This is a genomic window from Rhodopseudomonas sp., from assembly GCF_013377015.1.
GTDB lineage: Bacteria > Pseudomonadota > Alphaproteobacteria > Rhizobiales > Xanthobacteraceae > JARJEH01.
This window is the reverse complement of record NZ_JACABA010000002.1, coordinates 1,073,865-1,099,632: the sequence shown is the minus strand read 5'-3', so window position 1 is coordinate 1,099,632 and position 25,768 is coordinate 1,073,865. Positions and strand designations below refer to the sequence as shown.

Below are 25,768 nucleotides of genomic sequence, written 5' to 3'. Positions count from 1 at the left end.
ACCCAGACCGGCATTGCGAAGCCGCGGTGTCGCCTAAGTCAGGATCACCCTGATATCGTTGACATTGGTCAGCGTCGGGCCGCTGACGAGCAGATCGCCGGTGGCGGCGAAGAACGCGGTGGCGTCGTTGTTGGTGAGATAGGCGGCGGGGTCGAGCCCGAGCGCTTTGATCTTGGCGAAGCTGCCGTCGTCGATGATGGCGCCGGCCGGATCGGTCGCGCTGCCGGCGCCGCCATCGGCGCCGTCGGTATCGGCGGCCAGCGCCGCGAGACCGGGCATGTCCTTGAGATGCATCGCCAGCGCCAGCGCGTATTCCTGGTTGGGGCCGCCGTGGCCATTGCCGCGCACCGTCACCGTCAGTTCGCCGCCCGACATGATCGCCAGCTTCTTGCCCTCGGCGCGCGCCTGTAGCGCCAGCCGGGCGTGCTCGGCGGCGACGTCGCGGGCCTCGCCTTCGAGATCGGCGCCGAGATCGGCGATGGCGTAGCCGGCGTCGCGCGCGACTTCGATCGCGGCGTCGAGCGATTGCCGCGGCCGCGCGATCAGCTCGAAACTGGCGCGGGCGAAGGCGGCGTCGCCGTGCTTGCAGCTCTCATTGGCCGGATCGTCGAGCGCGTGGCGGATCGCGTCGTCCACCGCGAGGCCGTATTGCGCGACGATGGCGCGGGCGTCGGCCAGCGTGGTCGGGTCCGGCACTGTCGGCCCCGAGGCAATTGCGGAGGGTTCGTCGCGCGGAACGTCGGAGATCGCCAGCGTGACGATTTCGGCGCGCTGTCCGGCGCGGGCAAGCCGGCCGCCCTTGATTCGCGACAGATGCTTGCGGACGGTGTTGACCTCGCCGATCGGCGCGCCGGAGCGCAGCAGCGCCCGCGTCAGCTGCTGCTTCTGCGCGAAAGAAATGCCGGCGACCGGCGCGATCCAATTCGCCGAGCCACCGCCCGACAGCAGCACCAGCAACAGATCCTCCGCGGTGGCGCCATGCGCCAGCGCGAGGCTGGCTTCGGCGCCGCGCAGCCCGGCCTCGTCGGGCACCGGGTGGCCGGCCTCGATCACTTCGATCCGCCGGGTCGGCACGCCATGGCCGTGGCGCGTGGTGGCGACGCCGATCAGACGCTGCGGCTCAAGTCCAAGATCGTCGAGATAATGCCGCTCGGCGGCTGCGGCCATCGCGGCGGCGCCCTTGCCGGCGGCGAGACAGATCACCCGGCCGCGCGGCAAGGGGCGCAGATGCGCGCGCAACACATGAGCGGGATGCGCGGCGGCGACGGCGGCGTCGAAGATCGCGCGCAGCAGTTTGCGTTTGTCATTCATTGCAGCGGTTATGCCGGGCCTTGCCCGGTCCAGCAAGCCGGGGCTGCCCGTCCGGCGCGGCGGGGAACGACGAAGGCCTTGATTCAGTTCAGCAAAAAACTTGATCCCGATCCCGATTGACTCTCGGGCCGCTGTTAGCTTTATATTAGAACATATCATGAACAAATGGGCCGGACATGGGTTGATCCCGACCTGTGACGGCAACCCATTCCAAAGGAGCGGCGCATGACCAGCGCACGCCTGACCGCGCTTGCGGATTTGCGCGGCGATATCGAGCGGATCGAGAGTCACACCGACGCGCAGGATTTGCGCCGGGTGGCGCTCGGCCATGCCGGGGCCGATGCCGCGCTGCAGGGCGGGCTGGCGCTCGGCGCGCTGCATGAGGTGTTCGCCGAGGCCAGCCGGCACAGCGCCGCGGCGACCGGCTTCGTCGCCGGCCTGGCGCGGCGGATCGGCGTCCGGCCGCTGCTGTGGGTGCGGCAGGATTTCGCGGAGCGCGAATCCGGCGCGCTGTCGCTGAGCGGCTATCGCGAACTCGGTCTCGATCCGCGTCTGTTGGTGACGGTGCGCGCACCCGACGCCGAAGCCGCGCTGCGCACCGCCGCCGATGCGCTGGCCTGCGACGCGCTGGGCTGCGTGGTGCTCGAGATCTGGGGCGAGACACGGCATCTCGACCTGGTCGCGTCGCGCAAGCTGACGCTGGCGGCGCGTGGCTCCGGCGTCACCGGGCTGCTGCTGCGGGTGGCGGCGGCGCCAATGCCATCGAGCGCGGAGACCAGATGGATCGTGCGGGCAGCGCATTCGCCGCCGACGCGGTTCGGAACGGCTCCCTGGCAACAAATCTGGGGGGCGCCGGTGCTGGAAACAACACTGGTCCGCAATCGTCATGGCCCGAACGGCCACTGGATCATGGAATGGAAGTGTGATGAGTGCCTTTTCCGTGACGCGCCGGCGCATCCTCAGCCTGTGGCTGCCGCGGCTGCCGACCGATCGCATCCGGCGGCTGCTATCGCATGGCAACGCCGCGCCGGTTAGTAACCAGGCAATTCATCCGCCGTGGATCGTCGTCGCCAAGCACAACAACGCGCTGCAGATTGTCGCGCTCGATGACGCAGCCTCCGCGATCGGCCTCACGGTCGGCGTGCCGCTCGCCAATGCTCGCGCGATCTGTCCCGAGTTGCAGGTGTTCGACGCCGACGCAGCCGCCGACGCCCAGACGCTCGATCATGTCGCCGCTTGGTGCGACCGCTTCACCCCGCTGGTGGCGCTCGATTCCCCCGATGGCTTGCTGCTCGATATCACCGGCTGCGCGCATCTGTTCGGCGGCGAGGTCGCGTTGCTGCAAATGCTGTGTACCGCGCTGGCCGCGCAGGGCTTCGCGGTCAGCGCGGCGATCGCCTCGACCGCGGTATGCGCGCGCACCATCAGTCGCGCTCGCCATGGCCGCATCGTCGCTGATGGCGACGAGGCCGCGGCGGTGGCGCCGTTGCCGGTGGCGACGCTCGGCGCCGATGCGGCGATCACCAGCGGGCTGCGCCGCGCCGGGCTGAAGACCATCGGCGATGTTGCCGCGCGTGCGCGCCACGAGATCACCGCGCGGTTCGGCGCCGGCTTCACCACGCTGCTGGAGCAGGCGCTGGGGCAGGGCGACGCGCCGATCTCGCCGAAGCAGCCGTTGCCGGACTACATCGTCGAGAAGCGCTTCGCCGAACCGGTCGCCACCGATGGCGTGATCGCCGCGACGCTCACCAGCCTTGCTTGCATGCTGGTCGCGGCGATGGACCGGCAGGGCAAGGGCGCGCGGCGCTTGCAGGCCAGTTTCTTCCGCACCGACGGCGCGGTGCGCAGCATCGCGGTCGATACCGGGCAGCCGGTCACCAAGGCCGAGGTGATCGACCGGTTGTTTCGCGAACGGCTCGACGCGATCGCCGATCCGCTCGATCCCGGCTTCGGCTTCGATCTGATCCGGCTGTCCGCCAGCCGCACCGAAATCGTGGTGCAGCAGCAGCGCGATCTCGGCGCCCACATCCACGACAATGACGAACTGTCGGCGCTGATCGACCGCATCGCGGCGCGGCTCGGCGATCGCCGCGTCGTGGTGCATCTGCCGCAGGACACCCACATTCCGGAGCGCGCGGTGCTGGCGGTGTCGGCGCAGCAGCACCTCGGCCACGCCGCGCAGGCGGTGTGGCAGACGCGGGTCGCCGACGAGCCGCCGCTGCGGCCGCTGCGACTGTTCGAACATCCGGAGCCGATCCAGGTGATCGCCGGGGTGCCGGACGGCCCCCCGGCGCAATTCCGCTGGCGTCGCGCCACCCATGCGGTGGTGCGCGCCGAAGGCCCCGAACGCGTCGCGATGGAATGGTGGCGCGCCGAAGGCGTGACGTTGACGCGCGATTATTTCCGGGTCGAGGACGAGGCCGGCTTGCGGTTCTGGCTGTATCGCGACGGGCTCTATGGCAGCGAGGTGATGCCCGCCGCCGGCCAGCCGAACTGGTTCATGCACGGATTGTTCGCGTGACCGCGCCAGAGACCTTGCAAACGACTCCGCAGGACTATGCGGAGATCGGCGTCACTACCAATTTCTCGTTCCTGCGCGGCGGCTCGCATCCGCAGGACTATGTCCGCCAGGCTGCCGAGTTGCGGCTCGCCGCGATCGGCATCGCCGACCGCAACACGCTGGCCGGCGTGGTGCGCGCCTACAAGGCGCTCGACGATCCCGAACTGAAACACAAACCGAAATTGCTGATCGGCGCCCGCCTGGTGTTTGCCGATGGCACGCCGGACATCCTGGCCTATCCGCGCGACCGCGCCGCCTATGGCCGGCTGTGCCAGCTGCTGACCCATGGCAAGCGCGCCGCCGACAAGGGTGAATGCGAGCTGATGCTGGCCGATCTGTTGGGCTACGCCGAAGGCCAGTTGCTGGTGCTGGCGCTGCCGCATCGCTTCGACAGCGCCGACGCGCTGAACGTGCTGGATCGATTGCGGCACAGCCGTGCCGACGGGGTCTGGCTCGGCGCCAGCCTGCTGTATCGCGGCGACGACCGGCGCCGGCTCGCCCGCTTGCTGCGCCTCGCCGCGATGGCCTGCATGCCGTTGCTGGCGAGCAACGAGGTGCTGTATCATCACCCGTCGCGCCGGCCGCTGCAGGACGTGCTGAGCTGCATCCGCGAGAAGGCCTCGATCGAGACCATCGGCAAGCGGCTCGAGGCCAATGCCGAGCGCTATCTGAAACCGGCGAGCGAAATGCTCCGGCTGTTTCGCGATGCCCCGGGCGCGATCGCCGAAACCATCCGCTTCGCGGCGCGGATCTCGTTCTCGCTCGATCAATTGAAATATCAATATCCCGACGAGCCGGTGCCGGCCGGCAAGACCGCGCAGCGGCATCTGGAGGATCTGACCTGGGAAGGCGCGCACCGGGCCTTTCCGGCCCGGATTCCGCCGCGCACCAGAAAGGTGCTGCACAAGGAACTGCGACTGATCCGCAAGCTGCGCTACGCGCATTACTTCCTCACCGTGCACGACATCGTGCGGTTCGCCCGCTCGCAGAACATCCTGTGCCAGGGCCGCGGCTCGGCGGCGAATTCCGCGGTGTGCTTCGTGCTCGGCATCACCGCGGTCAATCCGGCCGAGATCGACCTGCTGTTCGAGCGCTTCATCTCCAAGGAGCGGCTGGAGCCGCCCGATATCGACGTCGATTTCGAGCACATCCGCCGCGAGGAGGTGATGCAATATGTCTATCGCCGCTACGGCCGCCACCGCGCCGCGATCGTCGCCACCGTGATTCACTACCGGCCGCGCAGCGCGATCCGCGACGTCGGCAAGGCGCTGGGGCTGACCGAGGACGTCACCTCGGCGCTGGCCGATACGGTGTGGGGCAGCTGGGGGCCGGGCCTCGACGAAGCGCAGGTCAGGCAGGCCGGACTCGATCCGCACAACCCGATGATTGCCCGCGCGGTTGCGCTGGCCGCCGAGCTGATCGAGTTTCCGCGGCACCTGTCGCAGCATGTCGGCGGCTATGTGCTGACCCAGGACCGGCTCGATACGTACGTACCGATCGGCAACGCCGCGATGGAGGACCGCACCTTCATCGAATGGGACAAGGACGACATCGACGTCCTGAAGATGATGAAGGTCGACGTGCTGGCGCTCGGCATGCTGACCTGCATCCGCAAATGCTTCGACCTGATCGATGCCCACAAAGGCGAACGCTGGGAGCTGGCGAGCGTCCCGCGCGAGGTGCCGGCGGTCTACGACATGCTGTGCCGCGGCGAGTCGCTCGGCGTGTTCCAGGTCGAGAGCCGGGCGCAGATGAACATGCTGCCGCGGCTGAAGCCGCGCCGGTTCTACGATCTGGTGATCGAGGTCGCGATCGTGCGGCCGGGGCCGATCCAGGGCGACATGGTGCATCCCTATCTGCGGCGGCGCAACGGCCAGGAAAACGTCTACTATCCGTCGCCGTCGCCGCTTCATGGCGACAAGGATGAGCTGCGCAAGGTGCTGCACAAGACCCTCGGCGTGCCGCTGTTCCAGGAACAGGCGATGCGGATCGCGATCGAGGCGGCGAAGTTCACGCCGGAGCAGGCCAATGGGCTGCGTCGCGCGATGGCGACGTTCCGCAATGTCGGCACCATCGGCACGTTCGAAGCCCGGATGGTCAGCAACATGGTGGCGCGCGGCTACGATCCGGTGTTCGCGCAGAACTGCTTCGAGCAGATCAAGGGATTCGGCAGCTACGGTTTTCCGGAAAGCCATGCCGCGAGCTTCGCGCAACTGGTCTATGTCTCGTCCTGGCTGAAGCATTTCCATCCCGACGCGTTCTGCTGCGGGCTGCTGAATTCGCAGCCGATGGGATTCTACGCGCCGGCGCAGATCGTCGGCGACGCCCGCGCCAATGGCGTCACGGTGCGCGGCATCGATGTCGGCTTCAGCCACGGCCAGAGCACGCTGGAAGAACGCTGCGGCCGTTATCGCGCGCTGCGGCTCGGCTTCCGCCAGATCGACGGCTTCGTCTGGGCCGATCCCGACGAGGCGCGGGCGCGGCGCGCCGGCGGCAAGCCGCCGGCGGAGGACTGGGCCGAACGCATCGTCGCGGCGCGGACGAGGGGACCATTCACCTCGCTCGAGCAATTTGCGCGGATCACCGGCCTGCCGAAGCGCGCGCTGATCCTGCTGGCGGATGCCGACGCGTTCCGTTCGATCGGGCTCGATCGTCGCGCCGCGCTATGGGCGGTGCGGCGGCTGCCCGACGATGTGGCGCTGCCGCTGTTCGAAGCGGCTTCCGCGCGGGAGCAACCCGATGAAGCAACGCAGCCGTTGCCGCAGATGTCGGTCGCCGAGCATGTGGTCGCCGACTATCAGACCATCCGGCTGTCGCTGAAGGGCCACCCGATGGAATTTTTGCGCGCGATGTTCGATGCGGAGAAGGTGGTCACCTGCCGCAGCGTCTCGGAAAGCCGCCGCAACGGCCGGCGGCTGCGCTGCGCCGGCGTGGTGCTGGTGCGGCAGCGGCCGGGCAGCGCAAAGGGCGTGGTGTTCATGACGCTGGAGGACGAGACCGGGATCGCCAACATCGTGGTGTGGCCGACGGTGATGGCGCAATTTCGAAAGGAAGTGATGGGCGCGCGGCTGCTGCTGGTGGAGGGCCGCATCCAGGCCAGCCCCGAGGGCGTGGTACATCTGGTCGCCGAGCGCTTGACCGATCGCAGTTTCGAGATGGCGCGATTGTCCGACACGCTGACCCGGCGCGCAATTCCGACCGGGCCGTTCCTGGCCGAGCCGCTCAACGACGACCGCCGCGACCATCCGGAAAACCCGGTACAGAAAATCCGTCACCCGCGCGACGTCCGGATACTTCCCCTTTCGAGGGATTTTCACTGAGGACGCTCAGCGCTGTTCCAGCACGCGCAGCTCGGTGTCCGCCACCCTGAGCCGCTTCGACAACGTCAGCGCCAGCCGTTCGAAGATCTCGCCGTACAGCGCCGGGTTGTTGCGAGCCAGTTCATCGAAGCGGCTGCGCGAGAGCACGTAGAGCTCTGTCGGCGTCTCAGCCTCGGCGTCGGCCGAGCGCACCTGATGATCCAGAAATGCCAGTTCGCCGAAAAAGTCGCCGGCCTCGAAAGTGGCGACGTGGTGCCGCTTGTCGCCGGTTAGCGGCAGCAACGCGCGAATTCTGCCGCGCCGCACCATGAACATTTCATCGGTTTGGTCCCCGGCGGCGAAAACGCGGCGGCCGGCCTCGACCGACAGCTCGGTCACGATGCCGGCAAGCGCTGCGATCTCATGGCGTCCGAGGCCCGCCAACAGCTCGATTCCTTCGAGACCGAGCGGTGGCGCTTCACCGTGTGGCGTCCAGCCGGCGGCTTCCAGAATACGTTCCTCCATCCACTGGATCGCAGCGTCGTGCGTCTCGAATGTGCGGATGCCGCCTTGCGCGCCGACCAGGCCGAGCTGAGCCAGGTAGTTTTCGATGTCGTAGCGGGTCGGCAGGCTGGACGGCATGCCGCTGAGCAGCAATTCGCCGTCGCGTTGCTTCAGCCGTTCGCGCATCTGTTCGAACAGATGAGCGGCGGTAAAATCCATCGATTGCACCCGCCGCAGGTCGAACAGCAGAAAGCGCAGCGTCTTCAGATCGGGTTCGAGCTCAGAGAACAGTTCGTCGGTGGTGCCGAAAAACAGATTACCCTGCAACTGCACCGCCATCGCCTGATCGCCGTCGCGCAGCAGCAACTCGTTCTCGGCACCGAGCCGCCGGCGCTTCGATCGTGTCGTGCGCAGGTCGAGTTTGCGGACGATCACCGAGGACCTCACCTGGTCGCGGATGAACAGCAGGATCGCCAGGCCGATACCGGTGGCCGAGGCGGCGATCAGATCGATTTGCGCCACGATCATCACCGCGGCGATCACGGCGAGATCGAGCCGCGTCGAACGTCGCAGCGCCAGCCGGAAGATGCTCTTGTCGAACATCCGCCACGCCACCGCCAGCAGCAATCCGGCCAGCGCGCCGATCGGCACCCAGGCGATCAGGCCTCCGAGCAGCACGAAGGACGCCACCACCAATACGCCCTCGATCACCCCGGACCGGAACGAGCGGCCGTTGCTGGTAATGTTGACCAGCGTCGCGCCCATCGTTCCCGCGCCCGGCATGCCGCCCAGTATCGCCGCCGCCGCATTGGCAACGCCCTGTCCCAGCAGTTCACGATTCGAATCGTGCCGGCTGAGCAGCAGCGAGTCGACCACCACGCCGGTTTTCAGCGTGTCGATCGACAGCAGCAGTGACAGCGTGATGGCAGATACGAGGATCGGGCCGACATCGCCGGGGTGCATGGCGAGCAGGCCGTCGATGCGTGCGTCGATCATCTGGACGAACGAACCGGCGGTCTGGATCGGTCCGATGATCAGCGGATTTCCCGCCAGCTTCAACAGCGCCGGGTCGAACGCGGCGAGTATGAAATAGGTGGCGATGCCGGCGAGCAGCCCGATGATGGCGGCCGGGACCTTGCGGATCACGGTGGGTGCTACGAAGATCGCCACGATGGTGACGATGCCGACCGTGATCGAGGTCCAGTTCCAGAGCTCGGGCGAAATGATCCCGTGCGCCAGCAGCACGCCTTTGGGCAGGCCGAGCAGCTTCGGCATCTGCCCGGTCGCGATCAGCACCGCGACGCCGGACAGATAGCCGGTGACGACCTGATAGGGAATGAACTTGATCAGCCGCCCGGCCCGGATCGTGCCGTAGAACAGCTGCAGCGCTGCCGCGAGCAGCGCGGTGAGCGACAGCAGCACTGCGATTCGTCCCGGCGCGTGGCCTGCGCCGGCGAGTTGCACGGCGAGCGCGGTCAGCACGGCCGCCGCCGGCGCGCAGGGCGCGCTGATAAAACCGCCGTTGCGACCAATCAGCGGCGCGATGATCCCGAGCGTCGCAGCGCCGATCACGCCGGCGAGGGCGCCATCGCCCGCATGCTCCGGCCCGATCCCGGAATACACCAGCACGCCAAATGCAATCGACGAGGGCAGCGCAACCAGCATTCCAGCCAAGCCGCCCCAGGCATCGCCAATCAAACCGTCCGAACCTGGCTGTATCGTCTTCGACATGACTAATGTGAAGCTTGGTCCGGGTGCAGCGGTCCCACCTTGATCCGCATCAACGCCCCGGCATCCAGCCGCCATCGCCCGATTTTCAGGAGGTCCCTGACCTGCCATCACGCCAAGTGTGAGCAGGAGTGCCGGAACCACAACGCCCCCGCGGACAACGGCCTCACTCCGACGCTCAGCGCCGGCTTCGCCCAATCGGTCACAGTGGCGAGCCGCCCTATTCGATAGCAGCCATCGGAAATCCTCCATGGTGGTGCGACAAGCCGAGGGCTATGGAGAGGTTGGAGAAAAACTTCAGCAAACTTGGCGCCCGTGGCCGCTTTTGAGCCTTGAGAGAAGCTATATCATGCGATCCCCCCACGATATTCTCGCCGAGTTGTGGACTGCTTCCGGCGGTGAGCTTGCGGCGCTCGACGCCGTTACGCTGACCGGCGAGGAGCCGCAATTGCCGTCATCGTTTCGGGTCGGCGTGGCGGCGCAGGTCAGCATCGCCGCGGCGGGGCTGGCGGCGGCCGAGATCTGGCGGCTGCGCAGCGGGCAATCGCAACAAGTTTCGGTCGACATGCGCCACGCCGCGGTGGAATGCCGCTCTGAACGCTATCTGCGTTGCGACGGCAATCCGCCGCCGCCGATGTGGGACCCGATCGCCGGAGTCTATAGCACCGGTGACAACCGCTTCGTCCGGCTGCACACCAACTTCCCGCAGCATCGCGACGCGGTTTGCAAGGTGCTGAACTGCAAGCCAGAGCGCGATGCGGTGCAGGCCGCGCTCCGGCAATGGGACGGCGAAGCCTTCGAAACCGCAGCCTACGCCGAAGGCGGCGTGGTGGCGTTGATGCGCTCATATGAGCAATGGCGTGCGCTGCCGCAGGCCGCCGCACTCGCCGCACTGCCATTGGTCGAGATCGAGAAGATCGGCGAGGCTGACCCGAAGCCGTGGCCGGCTGGCGAGCGACCATTGTCCGGATTGCGCGTGCTTGATTTGTCGCGGGTGATCGCGGGTCCCGTCGCCGGTCGCACGCTGGCGGCGCACGGCGCCGACGTCATGCTGGTCTCCGGCCCGGAACTGCCGGCGATTCCGTGGCTCACCATCGACACCGGTCGCGGCAAGCTATCGAGTTTTGCCGATTTGAAAACAGAGGCCGGCCGTGCGGCGCTACGCGACCTGCTCAAGGACGCTGACATTTTCTCGCAGGGCTATCGGCCGCACGCGCTGGCCGCACTCGGCTTTGCGCCGCAGGACGCTGCGCGGATCAATCCCGGCATCATCTCGGTGTCGTTGTCGGCCTATGGCCGTGCCGGGCCGTGGGCCGAGCGGCGCGGTTTCGACTCGCTGGTGCAGTGCGCCACCGGCTTCAATCACGCCGAGGGACAGGCCGCCGGCATCGAAGCGCCGAAGGAATTGCCGGCGCAGATACTCGATCACGCCACCGGCTATCTGATGGCGTTCGGCGCGATGATCGCCAAAGCGCGGCAGGCGCGCGAGGGTGGCAGCTGGCACGTCCAGGTGTCGCTGGCGCGCACCGGGAAATGGCTGTGGGACATGGGCAGGGTCAAAGACGGGCTGGCCGCCGAGGACATCAAGGCCGAGGCGGCAACCCCCTTCATCGAGCAGATCGAGTCCGGCTTCGGCGTGTTGTCCGCGGTGCGCCATGCGGCGGCGCTGTCACGGACGCCGGCCAGTTGGGCGCGTCCGGCGGTGCCGCTGGGCAGCCATCCGCCGCGCTGGCCGTCGTCTTAGGCTGCTTTGTCACCATTCTAGTTAGTAACAGGTCGCAGGAGCGACCGGCGATCGGGGCGGTCGCCGAAGCGATTCGAGCGCCGCGGATGATCCAGATTGTGCGACCGGCGCCGATTTCGTCTTTCCCGCGCCGCCGCGAACGATAGTCATGTTGGCCGGGAGCAGCGCCAACCGTCGAGCCATCGGCTGACGGCATCGACGGCGGCTATGTTGTCGGCGCCTCGATCGATGGGGCATCCTCGACCGGTAGCGCAAACGCGTAGTAATCGTCGCTGCCGTTTGCTGCGTACAGACCCGCGGCCGCGCGATCGTGCGTCGCGGCTCCGGTTGTGGCGGTTCAGCGGGATCAGCCTGGCCCGGTGCGGATCTCGTGCGCCTCACGCCGCCACCACCGATATTCCGTGAACCGATCCGTCAGGCCGTTGCCGCCCAATCGTCCAGACGCGGGGCCATTATCGGTCTGGCGTCGAGTTTGCGGGCAAAGCCGAGCGCCTGCACGGCCGGAGTCGGGCGCGCGAACACGTAGCCCTGGATGATATCGCAATTAAACCGGCGAAGGATTTCGATCTCCGCGGGCTGCTCCACGCCTTCCACCACGATGGTCATGCCAAGGCCGCGGCCAAGGGCGATCACGCCCTGCAGCAATTTCCGCGCGCGCTCCGAGGTGGAAATCCCGTCGACGAAGATGCGGTCGATCTTGAGCTTGTCGAACGGCAACTGGGTGAGATAGCCGAGCGAGGAATAGTCAGTGCCGAAATCATCGAGCGCCAACGTGACGCCGAGCCGTTTCAGTTCCATCAGCACCCGCCGCACTCGGCCCTCGGCGTGGTCGGCGAGCAGACTCTCGGTCAGTTCCAGGCAGAGCAGATGCGGCGGCAGCGCTGTTTCCTCGAGCACGCGCACGACGTCGCCGACGAAGTCGGTGTGCCAGATCTGCGCCGCCGAGACGTTGACCGCGATCTGGCGCGGCGCCTCGTCGGCGTCGAGCCAGGCCTTGGCCTGCCGCGCCGCTTCGCGCAGAATCCATATCCCGAGATCGCAGATCAGATGCGAACTCTCGGCGATCGGGATGAATTCCGACGGTGGAACGTTGCCCAGTGTCGGATGGGTCCAGCGCATCAGCGCCTCGAATCCGGCGACGCGGCCGGTCGCCAGCTCGATCTGGGGCTGGTAGTGGACGAAAAGCCCACTGTTCTCGTTGACCGCGTGACGCAGGTCGCGGCTCAGCGCCATCTTGTGCTGAACTGGGGCGTTCATCGCCGCCTCGAAGAAGTGATAACGACCGCGGCCGTCTTCCTTGGCGCGATACAGCGCGAGGTCGGCGTTGCGCAGCAAGTCGTTCAGGCTGGCGCCGTCGAGCGGCATCATGGCGATGCCGATGCTGGTACCGATCATGACCTCGCCGCGCTCCAGCTGGATCGCGCCGGAGATCGCCGTCAGCACGTCCGTCGCGATGGCTTCGACCGCGGACGCGTTCGTACAGTCGGCCATGATGATCGCGAATTCGTCGCCGCCGAGCCGGGACAGAAAATGATCGTTCCCCAGGACGCGCGAAATCATATTTGCGACCTTGGTCAGGAGTTCGTCGCCGGCGGCGTGGCCGAGTGAGTCGTTGACCTCCTTGAAACGGTCGAGGTCGAGCAGCAGCAGCGCCGCTTCAGTCCCATTGCGGCTGCAGCGCTGCAACACGTCATTGACCTGACGATGAAACAACGCGCGGTTGGCAAGGCCGGTGAGCGGGTCGTAATAGGCAAGCTTCTCCAGTTGCTCTTCGGCGTGCTTGCGCTCGGAGATGTCCTGGATGGTGCCGCGGAAGCCGATGACGCGGCCCTCGGCATCGGTCATCGCCTTGCTGGTCACCGCGCAATCCATCAGCGATCCGTCGCCGCGCCGGCCCTTGACGTCGACAGTCTTGACCTGGCCGGTCCGCAACACTTCGGCCTGCGCTTCCAGAACCCGATGCGCGCCATCGCCGACGTAGATCGACATCACCGCGGCGTGGCTGGAGCCGAAGCTGGGGTCGTAGCCGAGCAGGTTGTAGATTTCGGGCGCCCAGTCGACATGCGTCTCGCCGAGCCGATAGCTCCAGTCGCCGATCTTGCCGAGCTGTTGAGCTTCGATCAACTGGCTGGAGCGATGTTTCAGGGCCGCCTTGGTGGTTTCCAGCGCCCGTTCGCGCACCCGCAGCGCGCGATTCTGGATTTCCAGCTTGGTATTCTTGTCGTGAATGATCTCGTTGGCCTGCTCGAGGTCGCGCAAGGTCCGGTCGAGCGCTCGCAGTGGGAACACGCGCACCGCGAAATAGCTGCACAGGCCAAGCAGCAGGCTGATCAGGCTGGCGATGCCAATTCGCTCCAGCAGCGGGTCCAAAGCAGCGTCGAACTGGACGATCCCTTCGGTGACGCCGGCAACCACGATCGGATAACTCCGGGTGATCAGAAAATGCGCCGGCAACTCGCCGTTGCCTTCAACCAGTAACGTTCGGCCGGCACGATTGACGATCCGGTTTCGGCCGAGTTTGAACGGCGCTTCGGGCAGCTCGATCAGCTCGCCCAAACGCGCCGGTTGATACTCCCACATCTCGGGACTGCGGTAGATGTAACGAGCCAGACGGTTTGCGCTGAGCTCCGCCCTGAACGTCGCGCGTGTCGCTTCGATCTGATATCCGATCAGCCCAAATGCGAGTGGCGCGGAAATCGTGATCGTCAATGCCACGACGAGCGCGACGACATTGACGGTCTTGCGCAACGACCGGGCGTTGGTGGCGATCGAAGTGCGGTCAGGCCCGCTCATGGCTGCGCTGCGAGATTGCCGGTTTCACGCAGCAGCTTTTCGCCTTCGGGGGATCGAATGAATGCGACCAAGCGTTCGATCGCGGGTTTGTTGCGCGCAGGGAATACAATGAACAGGTCCTTGCCATACGGGTAGGTGCCGCGCTCGAAATTCTCCAGCGTCGGCTCGACGCCGTCAATTGCGAGGAAGTGCAGGTAGGGGCTCTCGGTCACGACCTGGGTCAGACTGACCGCCGTCAGCGCCCCCTCGACTTGCCGGGCGATCCGGACATTGTCCTGGTCGGTCACCGCGATCGGAATTTCGGCACGCTGCCTGAGTTGCTCGACCGCAGCCAGCATTCCTGCAAAGGCGGCGCCAAGGGTTGACGTGTCGGAGTCATCCCTTGTCCTCAGGATGATGCGAACCCTGGTGCTGTCGGGCCAGGCCGCCGTCGGATTCAGGAAGAAGGCCGCAATGTCACGGCTGGCGATGTTGCCGGGAGCCGGATACGAACTCGCCAGCCCAAATGGTGTGCGTGCGAGCACCACCGAGGTCAGTGACTTGACGGCCTCGTCGGGCTTGAGCGGACGCCCTGCGACCGCGAAATCGAGCGCGCCGTCGGCGACGGCCGCGATCGCGCCTGAACTGCCGAGACCGGGAATCACCTCGAGCTTGGTGTCGAGATCATGCGCGCTGAAAGCGGCGCTGAGTTGCTGCAGCATTCCGACCGCCGCGCCGGTTCCGCCGGTCCGCAGCGTCTCGCAGTGCGAGTCGGTCGGTGCGATTCCGAGCGCAAACACGACACCCGCGGCGAAGCCGCAGAGCCTTGCGGCTGACAGCGACGGACACGCCAAGCGACGCCTGAGACCTGAGACTGACATGGTGGTTGTCATTCCAAGAGCGACGGACCGGTTGCCCGCGAGCAATAGGTAGCCCCAAAGGGCTAACATTGAGCCAACTCAACCGCGCGTATAACTACGAGGTTCAGATTTCTGGCACGTCCGATTCGGGACTCCGGATTCCGGAGCCCGGCAATTTCTCGCACGCGACCGTATGGCGACAGGTCGCGCGGCAAAAGACCGCATATCGAGATTGACCTGCGTCAAGCAACCCACCGTCATCGCGTGCAAAATTCACGATATGGCTACCTTATTAGTTTACCGATGTCCGCAAATTGGTCTGATGACCCAGACTTGGCTGGCCGAGACGCCGTCAGCCGATCGGCTGACCTATGAGGCTGTGTTCTGTCTCGCCTGCTCGCAGCAGCATTTCATCTGCGCCGCGACTGGCCGTGCCTTGGGCGACACCAACGTGGCGGTCACAAAGGTTCGCGGCCCGACGTTTCCGCCGAAGCAGATCCAGAAGTGCCACGACCGCGTCGCGTCGCCGCTCGATGAGATTAGCCACAGGGCGCCTGGAGTTGCGACCGAACGAGCCTGCAACTACCAGAAGCTGCATTGAGCTGCCGCGAATCTGACGGTTCAGCGGTTCTTGTTCTGCGGCTTGCGTTTCTCGATGAAGGCCGCCATCCCCTCGGCGCGATCCTCCAGCGCGAAGGTGGCGTGGAACAGGTCGCGCTCGACCGCCATCCCCTCGGTCAGCGTGGTCTCGAAGGCGCGATTGACGGCGCTTTTCGCCATTGCCGCCGCCGGGCGTGACATCGACGCGATCTTCTCGGCGATCGCAACGGCTTCTTCCATCAGCTTGTCGGCGGGTACGATGCGGCTGACCAGTCCGGAGCGCTCCGCCTCCGCGGCGTCCATCATCCGGCCGGTCAGGCACAGGTCCATCGCCTTCGACTTGCCGATCGCGCGGGTCAGGCGCTGCGTTCCCCCGATGCCGGGGATGGTGCCGAGCGAAATCTCAGGTTGCCCGAATTTGGCGGTGTCGGCGGCGATAATGATATCGCACATCATCGCCAGTTCGCAGCCGCCGCCTAGCGCGTAGCCTGACACTGCGGCGATCGTCGGCTTGCGGCATTTGGCGACGCGGTCGCCGCCGATGCTGGCGAAATCGCTGTTGAACATGTCGATGAAGGTCTTCGGTTGCATCTCCTTGATGTCGGCGCCGGCGGCGAATGCCTTTTCGCTGCCGGTCAGCACGATACAGCCGATCGCGTCGTCGGCCTCGAGTTCGTCGATCGCCGCGGCGATCTCGCCGAACACCCCGAACGACAAAGCGTTGAGCAGCTTCGGCCGGTTAAGCTGGACGATACCGACCGCGCCTTTGCGCTCGACGATAATGTATTCGAAGCTGCTCATGTTCAATTCCCACGCTGCGCGGCCGACCGCGGCCGCGCGCAATGTGCCCGCTGGCGCGACCGGGTTCAAGGTGGGTGACGCCGGCGGAATTCCGCGTGTCGCCGCGCACCCTAGGCCATGAACATCCGAGCCGCGGAGGCCAGCGTCAGCAATCCGCCGAACGCGATGAAGATCTTGCCGATCAGCGAGGATTTGCTCCAGGCGTCGTCGTCATTGGCGGGCTTCACCTCGGCCGGCGGGGCAACCAGCTTGGGCTTCTCGTCGGCGACCGCGAGATCGAGTTCGTTCAATTGGTCGGAGGCGACGATCTCGGCGTTAGCGGCCGACCCAACCGGTCGCGCGGTTTGCGCATCGCCTTGGCCGACGACCTTCGCCGACGCGGGCTCGCCGGCGGCGACATTGGCCGCAGGCAGTTGGGCATTGGCATTGGCGACCGCAGGTGGCAGTTGCTCGTCGCGGGTCGCGGTGGCTGGAGCGTCGCTGGACTCCGTTTTGGCTGCTGCTTCGGCGGATTTGCGCGATCTGGCCGAGGCATCCTTCTTTAGATGCCGGTGCCTGTGTTTGGCGACCTTCTTGGCCGCCACCGGCGCGGCGGCGTGCTTGATCTTCGCCGCTGCGCCGGAAACTTCCGGCGACGCGGCCGCGCTCTCGGTGATCTGCAACGGTCCCCAGAAGCAAATCCACAACCCTGCTGCGATGATCAATGCCGAGCGCCCGCTGGCTTTGAACTTCATGGCAATCTCCCCAGTTGCCAGCCCCTGCGCCCAAACACACGCGCGGCGTGTCACCAGCGGGGCCAAAACAAGGGGATTCTTCGCTGATCCACGGCAAAACCGGGGCAACTGCAGACCGACGCCGCGGCGGAGGTGGCTCCTGCCGCCCGAACGATGCTATGGGAGGGTCCGGTCGCCGGTGGCTCGGGCGTGCTGAAACCGATCCTTTTTTGGCAGATCACAGTTTCGTGATCGTGCCGATAGCGGTAACAATCTGACAATCGGGCCGAACTGGCTTGTAGGAGCGCGTGTGCGCGGACGTGACGACGAGTGGACCGACCTGATGCGGTCGGCGAATGCAGGGGACACGGTTGCTTATCACCGCCTGCTCAAGGCTGTCGCGCCGGTGTTGCGGGCCGCGGCGCGCCGCGGGCTGGCGCGAGCCGGGCAACCGGTCGATCAATCCGAGGACATCGTGCAAGATATTCTGTTGGCCGTGCACTTGAAACGACAGACTTGGGACCCGACCGCGCCGTTCGCGCCGTGGCTGTTCGCGATCGCGCGCAACAAGCTGATCGACGCGCTACGCCGTCGCGGCCGCCGGGTGTTCGTCAATATCGACGATTTCGCCGAGACGATCCCGAGCGAGCCGGTGGCGGAGACGTTGCCGCCGGGTGAGGTCGCCAAGCATCTCGAGGCGCTGCCGCCGCGGCAACGCGACGTACTGCAATCGATCGCGGTGGAGAGCGCATCGATCAAGGCGACCGCGGACAAATTGTCGATGAGCGAAGGCGCCGTGCGGGTCGCCCTGCACCGCGGGCTGTCGGCGCTTGCAGCCAGATTGAGGTCGACATGAGCATGGACACTGACAGGCTGATCCAATCGCTGGCGGCCGACGCCGGCAACCGTGCCATGCCGGTCGCGCCGGTGCTGGCGGCGTCGCTGCTGGTCGCGATCCCGGTTTCGGCTGCGATGCTGCTGTCGACCATCGGCCTGCGCCCCGACATCATGACCGCGATGCATAATCCGTTCTTCGATCTCAAATTCGTGGTGACGCTGGCGCTGGCAATGTCGGCGGTCGCGGTCAGCCTGCATCTGTCGCGGCCCGAGGCTTCGGCGCAGGGCTGGATCCTGCTGCTGCTGATTCCGGTGGCGGTTCTGGCGCTTGCGATCGGCGCCGAGATGATGGTGCCGCAGCGGCAACCGATGATGCGGCGGCTGGTCGGCAACAATGCGATGCTGTGCGTGAGTACGATTCCGCTGCTGTCGCTGCCGTTGCTGGCGGCGGCGCTGTTGGCGCTGCGCCGCGGCGCTCCGGCGCGGCCGGCGCTGGCCGGCGCGCTCGCCGGTCTGGTATCGGCGGGACTGGCGGCGACGCTCTATGCCGCGCATTGCAACGACGATTCGCCGCTGTTCGTCGCCGCCTGGTACACGCTGTCGGCCGCGCTGGTCGCCGCGATCGGCGCATTGGCGGGCGCGAAATTGCTGCGGTATTGATTGCAAGGCGCGCGCTGACGGGCCGCGATCTGGCGGCCTGCTGCAAATGACTTTGAATCGCCTCCCGGCCATGTTAACCAAAAGTTAAGGGATGGCGGATTTGGGGCTTTTTTCGCGCAAGAGACGGATCGGAACGGCGGCTGCCTTCGCCGCCGCCTATGCGCTTGTGCTCAACGTCATCCTGTCCAGCGCGCTGCTGGCGTCGCTATCGCCGCCAGCTTTCGCCGCCGCGCATGAATTCTGCCTCAATGGCGGCGACGCGACCGCCGCGTTGGATGATGCCGGCAAGCCCGCCAAGTCGGCCACGGTCCGCTGCCCGATCTGCGTCGGCAATCACGTCGCCGGTGCGTTGCCGCCGGCGCAGCCGGTCCTGCTCGGCCGCGTCGCCATTGCGGTGGCGCCGCAACCGACGTTCGAGACGCCGCGCGTCGCACCCGATCCGACCCATGACCACCAGCCCCGCGGTCCACCGCGACTGATCTGACGACCCGCGCTTTTCGCGCTCGCTTCACCGTCACATCAGTAGTTGGGGTTCTCCTATGTCTTCCGCGTTCATGCGGATGCGCAGCGTCATGCTGGCATCTGCCGCCGTTCTCGTGTCCGTCTCCGCCTTCGCCCAAACCGGTCCGCAGCCGTCGCTGCCGGCCGTGACCGTCGACGCTCCGCAGCAGCAACGCGCGGCCGCCGCGCGCCAGCCGCAGCGCAGCGCCGCGCGCGCCACCCGGGCATCGCGGGTTCGCAATCCGGCGCCGGTGGCGCCGCAGGCCAGCGATCAGGCTAGAGGACCGTCGCTGACCGTGCTCACCGTGCAGCAGGCGCTGCGCGACATCCAGCAGACCCCCGGCGGCGTCGCCATCGTGCCGGCCGAGGCCTACAAAAACTCCACTGTCGCCAACACCATCAAGGACATTCTCGACTACGTGCCGGGCGTGTTCGCGCAGCCGAAATGGGGCGACGACACGCGGCTGTCGATTCGCGGCTCCAGCCTGTCGCGCAATTTCCATCTGCGCGGCGTGCAGCTCTATATGGACGGCATCCCGATCAACACCGCCGACGGCTATGGCGATTTCCAGGAGATCGATCCGACCGCGTATAAATATGTCGCCGTCTACAAGGGCGGCAACGCGCTGCAATTCGGCGCCAATTCGCTCGGCGGCGCGATCAATTTCGTGACGCCGACCGGCCGCGATCCGTTCGTCAACGGCGTCAGCATCGACGGCGGCGCGTTCGGCTTCCGGCGGCTGCAGGCCAATGCCGGCGGCGCCAACGGGCCGTGGGACGGTTTCCTCACCGCCTCGACGCAGGCCACCGACGGCTTTCGCGATCACAGCGACGGCCACGCCACCCGCGTCAGCGGCAATGTCGGCTACCAGATCTCGCCCGACATAGAGACGCGGTTCTATCTCAACGCCAACGAGGTGCGGCAGCGCATTCCCGGCAGCGTCACCAAGGCCTCGGCGCTGAATTCTCCGGAAACCGCAGCCGCCGGCAACATCGCGCTCGATCAGCAGCGCAACATCGACACCGTGCGGCTCGCCAACAAGACCACGATCCGGTTCGAGAACACCACGGTGGATGTCGGCGCCTTTGGCCTCGACCGCCATCTGATGCATCCGATCTTCCAGTGGCTCGACTATCGCTACCAGGACTATGGCGGCTTCGCCAAGGTCACCGACGATCGCAATATCGGCGGCTTTCGCAACGTGCTGATCGCCGGCGTCAACGTCGTCAACGGCCAGATCGACAACAAGCAATACGCCAACGTCGCCGGCCAGAAGGGCGCGTTGCTGTCATCGTCGATCGACAATTCGAAGAACACCTCGCTGTATCTGGAGGATTCGTTCTACTTCCTGCCGACAGTTGCATCCGTTGCCGGCACGCAGTTCTTGCACGCCACGCGGAATCGTGCCGACCGTTTCCTCGTTGACGGCGATCAGTCCGGTTCGACGTCGTTCGATCTGTGGAGCCCGAAGGCCGGCTTGCTCTGGAATATCGATCCGACCTGGCAAGCGTTCGGCAATATCTCGCGCAGCGCCGAGGTGCCGAGCTTCGGCGAAAGCTCGTCGGGGCCGGGAATCCCGTTCATCCCCTTCACCAGCATCCGGCCGCAGCGCGCCACCACCTATGAGCTCGGCACCCGTGGCAAGCGGCCGGATCTGACATGGGAACTGACCGGCTATCGCGCTGAGATCAAGGACGAATTGCTCTGCCTGTACAGCGCGTTCGGCAATTGCAACGTCACCAATGCCGACCGCACCGTGCACCAGGGCATCGAGGCGGGGCTGGGTATTGCGTTCTTCAAGGGCCTGTTCGACGCCGGCCCGCAGCCCGACAAGCTCTGGCTCAATCTCGCCTACACGCTGAACGACTTCCGCTTCGACAACGATGCCCGCTTCGGCAACAATCAGCTGCCCGGCGCCCCGCGGCACTATCTGCGGGCCGAACTGCTCTACAAGAATTCGAACGGCTTCTACATCGGTCCCAATCTCGAATGGGTGCCGCAAGCCTACTATGTCGACAGCGCGAATACGCTGACGACCGAGCCGTATGCGCTGCTCGGCCTCAAGGCGGGCGTCGACAATGGCGGGCCGTACTCGATCTACATCGAGGGGCGCAACCTCACCAACAAGGCCTATATCGCCTCCGCCAGCATCATCGATCGCGCCAATGCGGGATCGGCGCTGTTCGAACCGGGCAGCGGTCGCGCGGTCTATGCCGGCGTCAAGGCGCGCTGGTAATCGGCAAATGCGAAACGATCCTGGCGTCCTTGCGGGCGCCGGGATCACGACCGGCGGTGGATCGTCCCGGTTGCACGCCCAAGGAGTTCATGGTGATCGCGAATCGATATCGCCTTGTCGTGGCGATCTTCTTTCTCTCGGCCGGAGTCGTCCGCGCCGAAACCGCCGACGAGATGGCAATTTCCCGCTTGCTGCGAGGCATGTTCGACAAGCCGGGGGCGGTGCTCAGCATCGCCCCCGTTGTCGTGGCAGGAAACCATGCGATCGCCGACTGGTCGCAGAGCGATATGGGCGGGCGCGCCTTGCTGCGTCGGACCCAGGCGGGATGGGCGGTGGTGCTGTGCGCCGGCGATGCCATCAGATCGCGCGACGCGCTGAAACGGGCCGGCGTTGCGGCGGACGATGCCGTTCGGCTGGAGCGCGATCTGGCGGCGAGCGAAGCGACATTGAGCCCGGCGGCCGTCGCGATGTTCTCCCGTTTCGAAGGACTGGTGATGATGGATGCTGCTGAAGGCCAGCCAGCGTCGAGCGACCGCCATCATCGCCGCTAGCGACCGGCTTCGAGCAATTCCGCCTACGCCGCCGGCGCCGAGGCGGCGGCGCCCTGCTGCATCCGGTGGAAGCGGAGCACCTGCTGCGCGGTCGAGGTCCGCAGCCGCTCATAGGTGACGCGGCATTCGTCGAGATCGGTCGATTTCATGCCCGCCAGGTCGTCGCGCATGTCGATAATCGCCTTGACGGTCGACCACGTTAGACCCGCGACCTTGGCCAGAATCAGCACGCCTTCGTCGCGGGATTCGACCATCATCGTCTCGGCGACTTCTACCGTGACATGGGCCAGGCAGGCGATCGCCGCGTTGGTCTCGTCGAATTTCCCGTCGTTCGCGAAGTTTGCGATCATGCGCTCGTCGAGCCGGCCGTCTTCGTACAGCGACCGCACCAGGCCGTGGGCGATGGTGGTCTCGCGGTTGATCGTGCCGGGCGCCGACCGCGCCAGTCTGGTCGCCTGTCGGACTGCATTGCTCACGTCGGCCGCCGCCTTGGGGTTCGCCGCCTCCAGCCGCTGCCGCACCGATGCCGAGGCCACGGCGATCAGCTTCAGATACTGCGCGCGCGGTATCGAGGGCCGCAGGCCGAGTTCGACGGCGATCGCGTCGTTGCTCTCGGCGCGGGCCACCAGCGCGGAATAGCCGTTGTCGGTGAACTGCGCGCCCGGATTCTTCACGGTGCTGTGCACGACCTCCTCGTTGCCGAGTTCGACCAGCACGTCAGTCACCGCGCCGCTCAGCGCGCGCCGGGTCGAGATCGCCAGCATGTGGCCCTGGCTCTTGCTGCGCGCATTGGCGATCAATGTGGCGTCGTCGAGCTGTTCGGACTGCGACAGCACCGGCGCTGCGACCTCGATCAGATCCTCGAACGCCAGGTGATGGATGATACGCGGCGGCGCCTTGGCGATCGGCGCGAGGCGCTGCGCCAGCAGGGCTTTCGCCTGGGTTTCGATCTGCTGGACCATGGCGTTGAAGACGTCGTCGAACACCGCGATCTGATCGTCGGAATAGTCGACGACTCCGTCGAGGAAGAGGTCGGTGACGCGGCGCAGGGTTTCCACCCGGCGCGCCACGGTGCCGTGTGCCAGCGTGGTCTGCAACTCATCGAGCAGGCTTGCTGCGGAACTATTTGATCTGGAACTCATCACTCTATCCTGGAGCATTGTTTCGGTACGCCATTTTCTCAGGCGCTGGCGATCTGGTTTCGTCCGCGGTCCTTGGCTGTGTAAAGCGCGCTGTCGGCGCGCGCCAGGAATGCGTCGGGAGATTCGTCCTGCATCAGTGTCGCGAGGCCGGCGGAAATCGTTACCGACATGCCGGGCGAGAACGCGCTCCAGTCCAGATCGGCGACGATCGCGCGCAGCCGCTCGAGAATGAAGACCGCCTCGTCGTGTGCGGTGTTCGGCAGCACTAGCAGGAATTCCTCGCCGCCGTAGCGGCCGAATTTGTCGAGGTTGCGGATGTTGGCGAAGATCGTGATCGCGAAGGTCCGCAGCACCTCGTCCCCGGTCGGGTGGCCGTGGGTGTCGTTGATGCGCTTGAACCAGTCGAGGTCGATCAAGGCCACCGACAGCGGGCTATGGGTGCGTTCCGCCTGCGCGATCTCGTTGTCCAGCATCCGCATGATGCAGCGGCGGTTGAACGATCCGGTGAGCTCGTCGAGTTCGGCGAGCTGCTCGATCCGTTCATAGGCTTCCTTGAGCTGCACGCCGCGCTTGTAGAGCGACTCACGCAGCGTGCTGGAGATGATGCCGAGGAACATGCAGCGCCCGACCGACAGCGCGATCACCAGCGTGGTGGCGAGGCGCTCCAGCGGCGAGCCGTGCGGCATCGACAGCGGCCGGTCGGTGAGCATGAACAGCACGGCCAGCGCGATGGTCATCGCGACCCAGGCCACCACGGTCTGGCGCGGGGTCGAGCGCAGCGAACTGAAGCTGAACACCACGAACAGCGTGCACAGGAACATGAAGCCGACTTCCGGCACCGCATAGGCGAAGGACAGCATCACCAGCAGATTAACGATCGCCTGCTGGACCACGAAATAGTGATCCTTGAAGCGGTCGTTGAACCCTGCTTCCGACAGCGCTATGAAGACCGCCACCGCGATCAGGCCGCAGGCTGCAAACGCCGGTCCGACCGTGACCGGGATGGTCCCCGCATAGGCATAAAGCAGCAAGATGCCGGCATCGACCACATAGCTGAGACCGATCAGGTCCAGCATCTGGCGACGCTGCCGGCCACGCCGAGCGCGAACCGCCAGTGTCCGAACCTGGTCCGCACCGTCGAAATTGTCAGCAATGGCGCTAGAAATGGCGGCCGTCATGCCCATGGGGCCCCGCAAGGGTGGAACTCAGTTCCCGAAAGCTACCGGCAAAGCCTTTAGGTTTGGTATCCAACATATCTTGCTGGGTCACGCTCCGTTTCGTTACACCATTGATTTGGCTGCAAAATTGTACCTTTTGGCAAAACCAGGGCGCTGGGTGAGCGACAGTCGGCAATTGCTGCGGATATATCGTGCAAATTCTGCTAAGCGGGCGGAGGCTTGATAAGGTTCCAGGGGCTTCGCCGGCCAGGCAATTCGAGTCGCCCGCTCAGGGCTGGTGCCAGTTGCGGCATGTGCGAGCTCGGGGATCGAAACGCGCCGACGCTGATGGATCGGTTCTGTGCGCTACCTCACAGATGCGCCGCGCCTAGCCGGCTAACAGGAAGATTTTGCCTTTGCCCGTCGAACCTTCTGCCCGATCAAACCGACCAACTTTGCGAGACGGCCAGTGAGTACCACGCAAGCCGATGCGGACGACGTTCTGATCGCCCGGATTGCTCAAGGCGACCGTGCCGCGATGCAGGTTCTGTACGGCAGGCATCATGTCAGGGTCTTTCGCTTCGGGCTACGGCTGGTGCGGAACGAACAGCTCGCGGAGGATCTCATCAGCGAGGTTTTCCTTGATGTCTGGCGCCAGGCCGGCAAGTTCGAAGGCCGTTCCGCGGTTTCCACCTGGCTGTTGGCGATCACTCGGTTCAAGGCGCTGTCCGCGCTGCGACGCCGCAAGGATGCTGAACTGGATGACGAGGACGCCGCTGCGATTGAGGACACGGCCGACAATCCGGAAGTGGCGGTGCAGAAGAAGGACACGGGCGAAGCGCTGCGGAAGTGCCTGACGTCGCTTTCGCCGGACCATCGGGAAATCGTCGACCTTGTCTATTACCACGAGAAATCCGTGGAGGAGGTCGCCGAGATCGTCGGGATTCCGGAGAACACCGTGAAGACCCGGTTGTTCTATGCGCGCAAGAAATTGGCCGAACTGCTCCAGGCAGCCGGCGTGGAGCGAGGCTGGCCATGATGGCGATGAGCAGGAAAATGCTGGAGCAGGATCCCGGGGAGATCGAGGCGCTGTTACCCTGGCGCGCCGCCGGCACCTTGAACGCACGCGACACCCGTCGGGTCGACGACGCGCTCGCCCGCGATCCAGCGTTGGCCAGGCAATACGCGGCGATCCAGGAGGAATATTCCGCGACCATCGAACTCAATGAGAGCCTGGGCGGGCCGTCGCCGCGGGCTATGCAGAAGCTGTTCGCGGCGATCGACGCGGAGCCGGCGCGCGGCGCGTCGGCCTCGTCCGGGCTGTCGGCGCGGTTCGCAGGATTTTTTGCCGGTCTGTCGCCGCAGGCGCTGGTCTGGTCGGCCTCGCTGGCCGGGCTGGCGCTGCTACTGCAGGCCGGCCTAATCGGCGCGATGCTGTTCTGGCCGCAGACCGGAGCCTTCCAGGTCGCATCCTACCAGTCGCGGCCGGTGGAAGCGCCGGCGTCGCGGCAGGCCGAGCCGATTACCCGCAGCCTCGGTGTTGAGCCCGCGCCGCGTGCCTTTGTGCGATTTGCGCCCGACGCGCGCGCCGCCGAGATCACAGCGCTGCTCGACCGCTACCAGGCTTCGGTGATCGACAGCGGCAAGGGCGGCATCTTCAGGCTGCAATTCGGCGGCCAGTCGCTGTCGAAGCAGGACACGGCCGCCCTGATCAATCGGCTGCAGGACGAGAAGATCGTCAGCCTCGCATTGCCCGCGCCATAGCGCGCCGCCGGCGATCGGATTCAAATG

General features: G+C 65.9%; 20 protein-coding genes. 12 read left to right on the top strand and 8 right to left on the bottom strand.

What is annotated here, in order from left to right; translation table 11 throughout:
• Window positions 1-33 precede the first annotated feature (33 nt).
• The gene (locus HXX15_RS13620; protein ID WP_296516597.1) at window positions 34-1,311 is read right to left on the bottom strand and encodes a DUF4147 domain-containing protein; all 1,278 of its coding nucleotides are present in this window, start codon (window positions 1,309-1,311) and stop codon (window positions 34-36) included.
• A 225-nt stretch (window positions 1,312-1,536) separates the two neighbouring features.
• On the opposite strand from HXX15_RS13620, the gene HXX15_RS13615 reads away from it, so the two are divergent.
• The 3 genes from HXX15_RS13615 to HXX15_RS13605 are packed head-to-tail and all read left to right on the top strand — an operon-like array spanning window position 1,537 to window position 7,191.
• The gene (locus tag HXX15_RS13615) at window positions 1,537-2,346 is read left to right on the top strand and encodes a DNA repair protein (RefSeq protein ID WP_296516596.1); all 810 of its coding nucleotides are present in this window, start codon (window positions 1,537-1,539) and stop codon (window positions 2,344-2,346) included.
• A complete protein-coding gene (locus tag HXX15_RS13610) occupies window positions 2,237-3,832 on the top strand; it encodes a DNA polymerase Y family protein (RefSeq protein ID WP_296516595.1) in 1,596 nt (531 codons plus the stop codon). The genes HXX15_RS13615 and HXX15_RS13610 overlap by 110 nt, the downstream gene beginning before the upstream one ends.
• Window positions 3,829-7,191 carry an error-prone DNA polymerase gene (locus HXX15_RS13605; RefSeq protein WP_296516594.1) on the top strand — a complete coding sequence of 1,121 codons (3,363 nt, stop codon included), beginning with the start codon at window positions 3,829-3,831 and terminating at the stop codon, window positions 7,189-7,191. The genes HXX15_RS13610 and HXX15_RS13605 overlap by 4 nt, the downstream gene beginning before the upstream one ends.
• A gap of 6 nt (window positions 7,192-7,197) precedes the next feature.
• On the opposite strand, the gene HXX15_RS13600 is transcribed toward HXX15_RS13605, so the two are convergent.
• Window positions 7,198-9,405: a SulP family inorganic anion transporter gene (locus HXX15_RS13600; RefSeq protein ID WP_296516593.1), complete on the bottom strand. Its 2,208-nt coding sequence runs from the start codon at window positions 9,403-9,405 to the stop codon at window positions 7,198-7,200.
• Between the two features lie 346 nt (window positions 9,406-9,751).
• Here HXX15_RS13600 and HXX15_RS13595 point away from each other — a divergent pair, with 346 nt between their 5' ends.
• On the top strand, window positions 9,752-11,146 hold the full coding sequence (locus HXX15_RS13595) for a CoA transferase (protein WP_296516592.1): 1,395 nt from the start codon (window positions 9,752-9,754) through the stop codon (window positions 11,144-11,146).
• 414 nt (window positions 11,147-11,560) lie between these two features.
• Here the strand turns inward: HXX15_RS13595 and HXX15_RS13590 are convergent, their stop codons facing one another.
• The gene (locus HXX15_RS13590) at window positions 11,561-13,939 is read right to left on the bottom strand and encodes a GGDEF domain-containing phosphodiesterase (protein ID WP_296516591.1); all 2,379 of its coding nucleotides are present in this window, start codon (window positions 13,937-13,939) and stop codon (window positions 11,561-11,563) included.
• On the bottom strand, window positions 13,936-14,799 hold the full coding sequence (locus HXX15_RS13585; protein ID WP_296516590.1) for a substrate-binding domain-containing protein: 864 nt from the start codon (window positions 14,797-14,799) through the stop codon (window positions 13,936-13,938). The genes HXX15_RS13590 and HXX15_RS13585 overlap by 4 nt, the downstream gene beginning before the upstream one ends.
• A gap of 301 nt (window positions 14,800-15,100) precedes the next feature.
• Between HXX15_RS13585 and HXX15_RS13580 the strand changes: the two genes are divergently transcribed.
• Window positions 15,101-15,379, top strand: coding sequence for a hypothetical protein (locus HXX15_RS13580; protein WP_296516589.1), 279 nt, complete (start codon window positions 15,101-15,103; stop codon window positions 15,377-15,379).
• A 20-nt stretch (window positions 15,380-15,399) separates the two neighbouring features.
• Here the strand turns inward: HXX15_RS13580 and HXX15_RS13575 are convergent, their stop codons facing one another.
• Window positions 15,400-16,179 (bottom strand): enoyl-CoA hydratase, encoded by a 780-nt coding sequence (locus tag HXX15_RS13575; RefSeq protein WP_296516588.1) that lies wholly within the window; start codon window positions 16,177-16,179, stop codon window positions 15,400-15,402.
• Between the two features lie 110 nt (window positions 16,180-16,289).
• The gene (locus HXX15_RS13570; RefSeq protein ID WP_296516587.1) at window positions 16,290-16,913 is read right to left on the bottom strand and encodes a hypothetical protein; all 624 of its coding nucleotides are present in this window, start codon (window positions 16,911-16,913) and stop codon (window positions 16,290-16,292) included.
• A gap of 289 nt (window positions 16,914-17,202) precedes the next feature.
• On the opposite strand from HXX15_RS13570, the gene HXX15_RS13565 reads away from it, so the two are divergent.
• The 5 genes from HXX15_RS13565 (at window position 17,203) to HXX15_RS13545 (ending at window position 21,678) form a co-directional block, all read left to right on the top strand.
• The gene (locus tag HXX15_RS13565) at window positions 17,203-17,748 is read left to right on the top strand and encodes a sigma-70 family RNA polymerase sigma factor (protein ID WP_296516586.1); all 546 of its coding nucleotides are present in this window, start codon (window positions 17,203-17,205) and stop codon (window positions 17,746-17,748) included.
• Window positions 17,749-17,750: 2 nt separating this feature from the next.
• Window positions 17,751-18,389, top strand: a complete 639-nt coding sequence (locus tag HXX15_RS13560) for a DUF1109 domain-containing protein (RefSeq protein ID WP_296516946.1) — start codon at window positions 17,751-17,753, stop codon at window positions 18,387-18,389.
• A 100-nt stretch (window positions 18,390-18,489) separates the two neighbouring features.
• Window positions 18,490-18,873: a hypothetical protein gene (locus tag HXX15_RS13555; RefSeq protein ID WP_296516585.1), complete on the top strand. Its 384-nt coding sequence runs from the start codon at window positions 18,490-18,492 to the stop codon at window positions 18,871-18,873.
• Between the two features lie 55 nt (window positions 18,874-18,928).
• Window positions 18,929-21,127, top strand: coding sequence for a TonB-dependent receptor (locus tag HXX15_RS13550; protein WP_296516584.1), 2,199 nt, complete (start codon window positions 18,929-18,931; stop codon window positions 21,125-21,127).
• An 89-nt stretch (window positions 21,128-21,216) separates the two neighbouring features.
• A complete protein-coding gene (locus HXX15_RS13545; protein ID WP_296516583.1) occupies window positions 21,217-21,678 on the top strand; it encodes a copper uptake system-associated protein in 462 nt (153 codons plus the stop codon).
• A 23-nt stretch (window positions 21,679-21,701) separates the two neighbouring features.
• Here the strand turns inward: HXX15_RS13545 and HXX15_RS13540 are convergent, their stop codons facing one another.
• Window positions 21,702-22,820: a DUF2336 domain-containing protein gene (locus HXX15_RS13540; protein ID WP_296516582.1), complete on the bottom strand. Its 1,119-nt coding sequence runs from the start codon at window positions 22,818-22,820 to the stop codon at window positions 21,702-21,704.
• 38 nt (window positions 22,821-22,858) lie between these two features.
• Entirely contained in the window at window positions 22,859-24,004 is a 1,146-nt protein-coding gene (locus tag HXX15_RS13535) for a GGDEF domain-containing protein (RefSeq protein ID WP_296516581.1), read from the bottom strand.
• 442 nt (window positions 24,005-24,446) lie between these two features.
• On the opposite strand from HXX15_RS13535, the gene HXX15_RS13530 reads away from it, so the two are divergent.
• Both HXX15_RS13530 and HXX15_RS13525 read left to right on the top strand, forming a co-directional pair.
• Window positions 24,447-25,016, top strand: a complete 570-nt coding sequence (locus tag HXX15_RS13530; RefSeq protein WP_296516580.1) for a sigma-70 family RNA polymerase sigma factor — start codon at window positions 24,447-24,449, stop codon at window positions 25,014-25,016.
• Complete coding sequence (locus HXX15_RS13525; RefSeq protein WP_296516579.1) at window positions 25,013-25,741, top strand: hypothetical protein; 729 nt, start codon at window positions 25,013-25,015, stop codon at window positions 25,739-25,741. The genes HXX15_RS13530 and HXX15_RS13525 overlap by 4 nt, the downstream gene beginning before the upstream one ends.
• The last annotated feature ends 27 nt before the right edge of the window (window positions 25,742-25,768 follow it).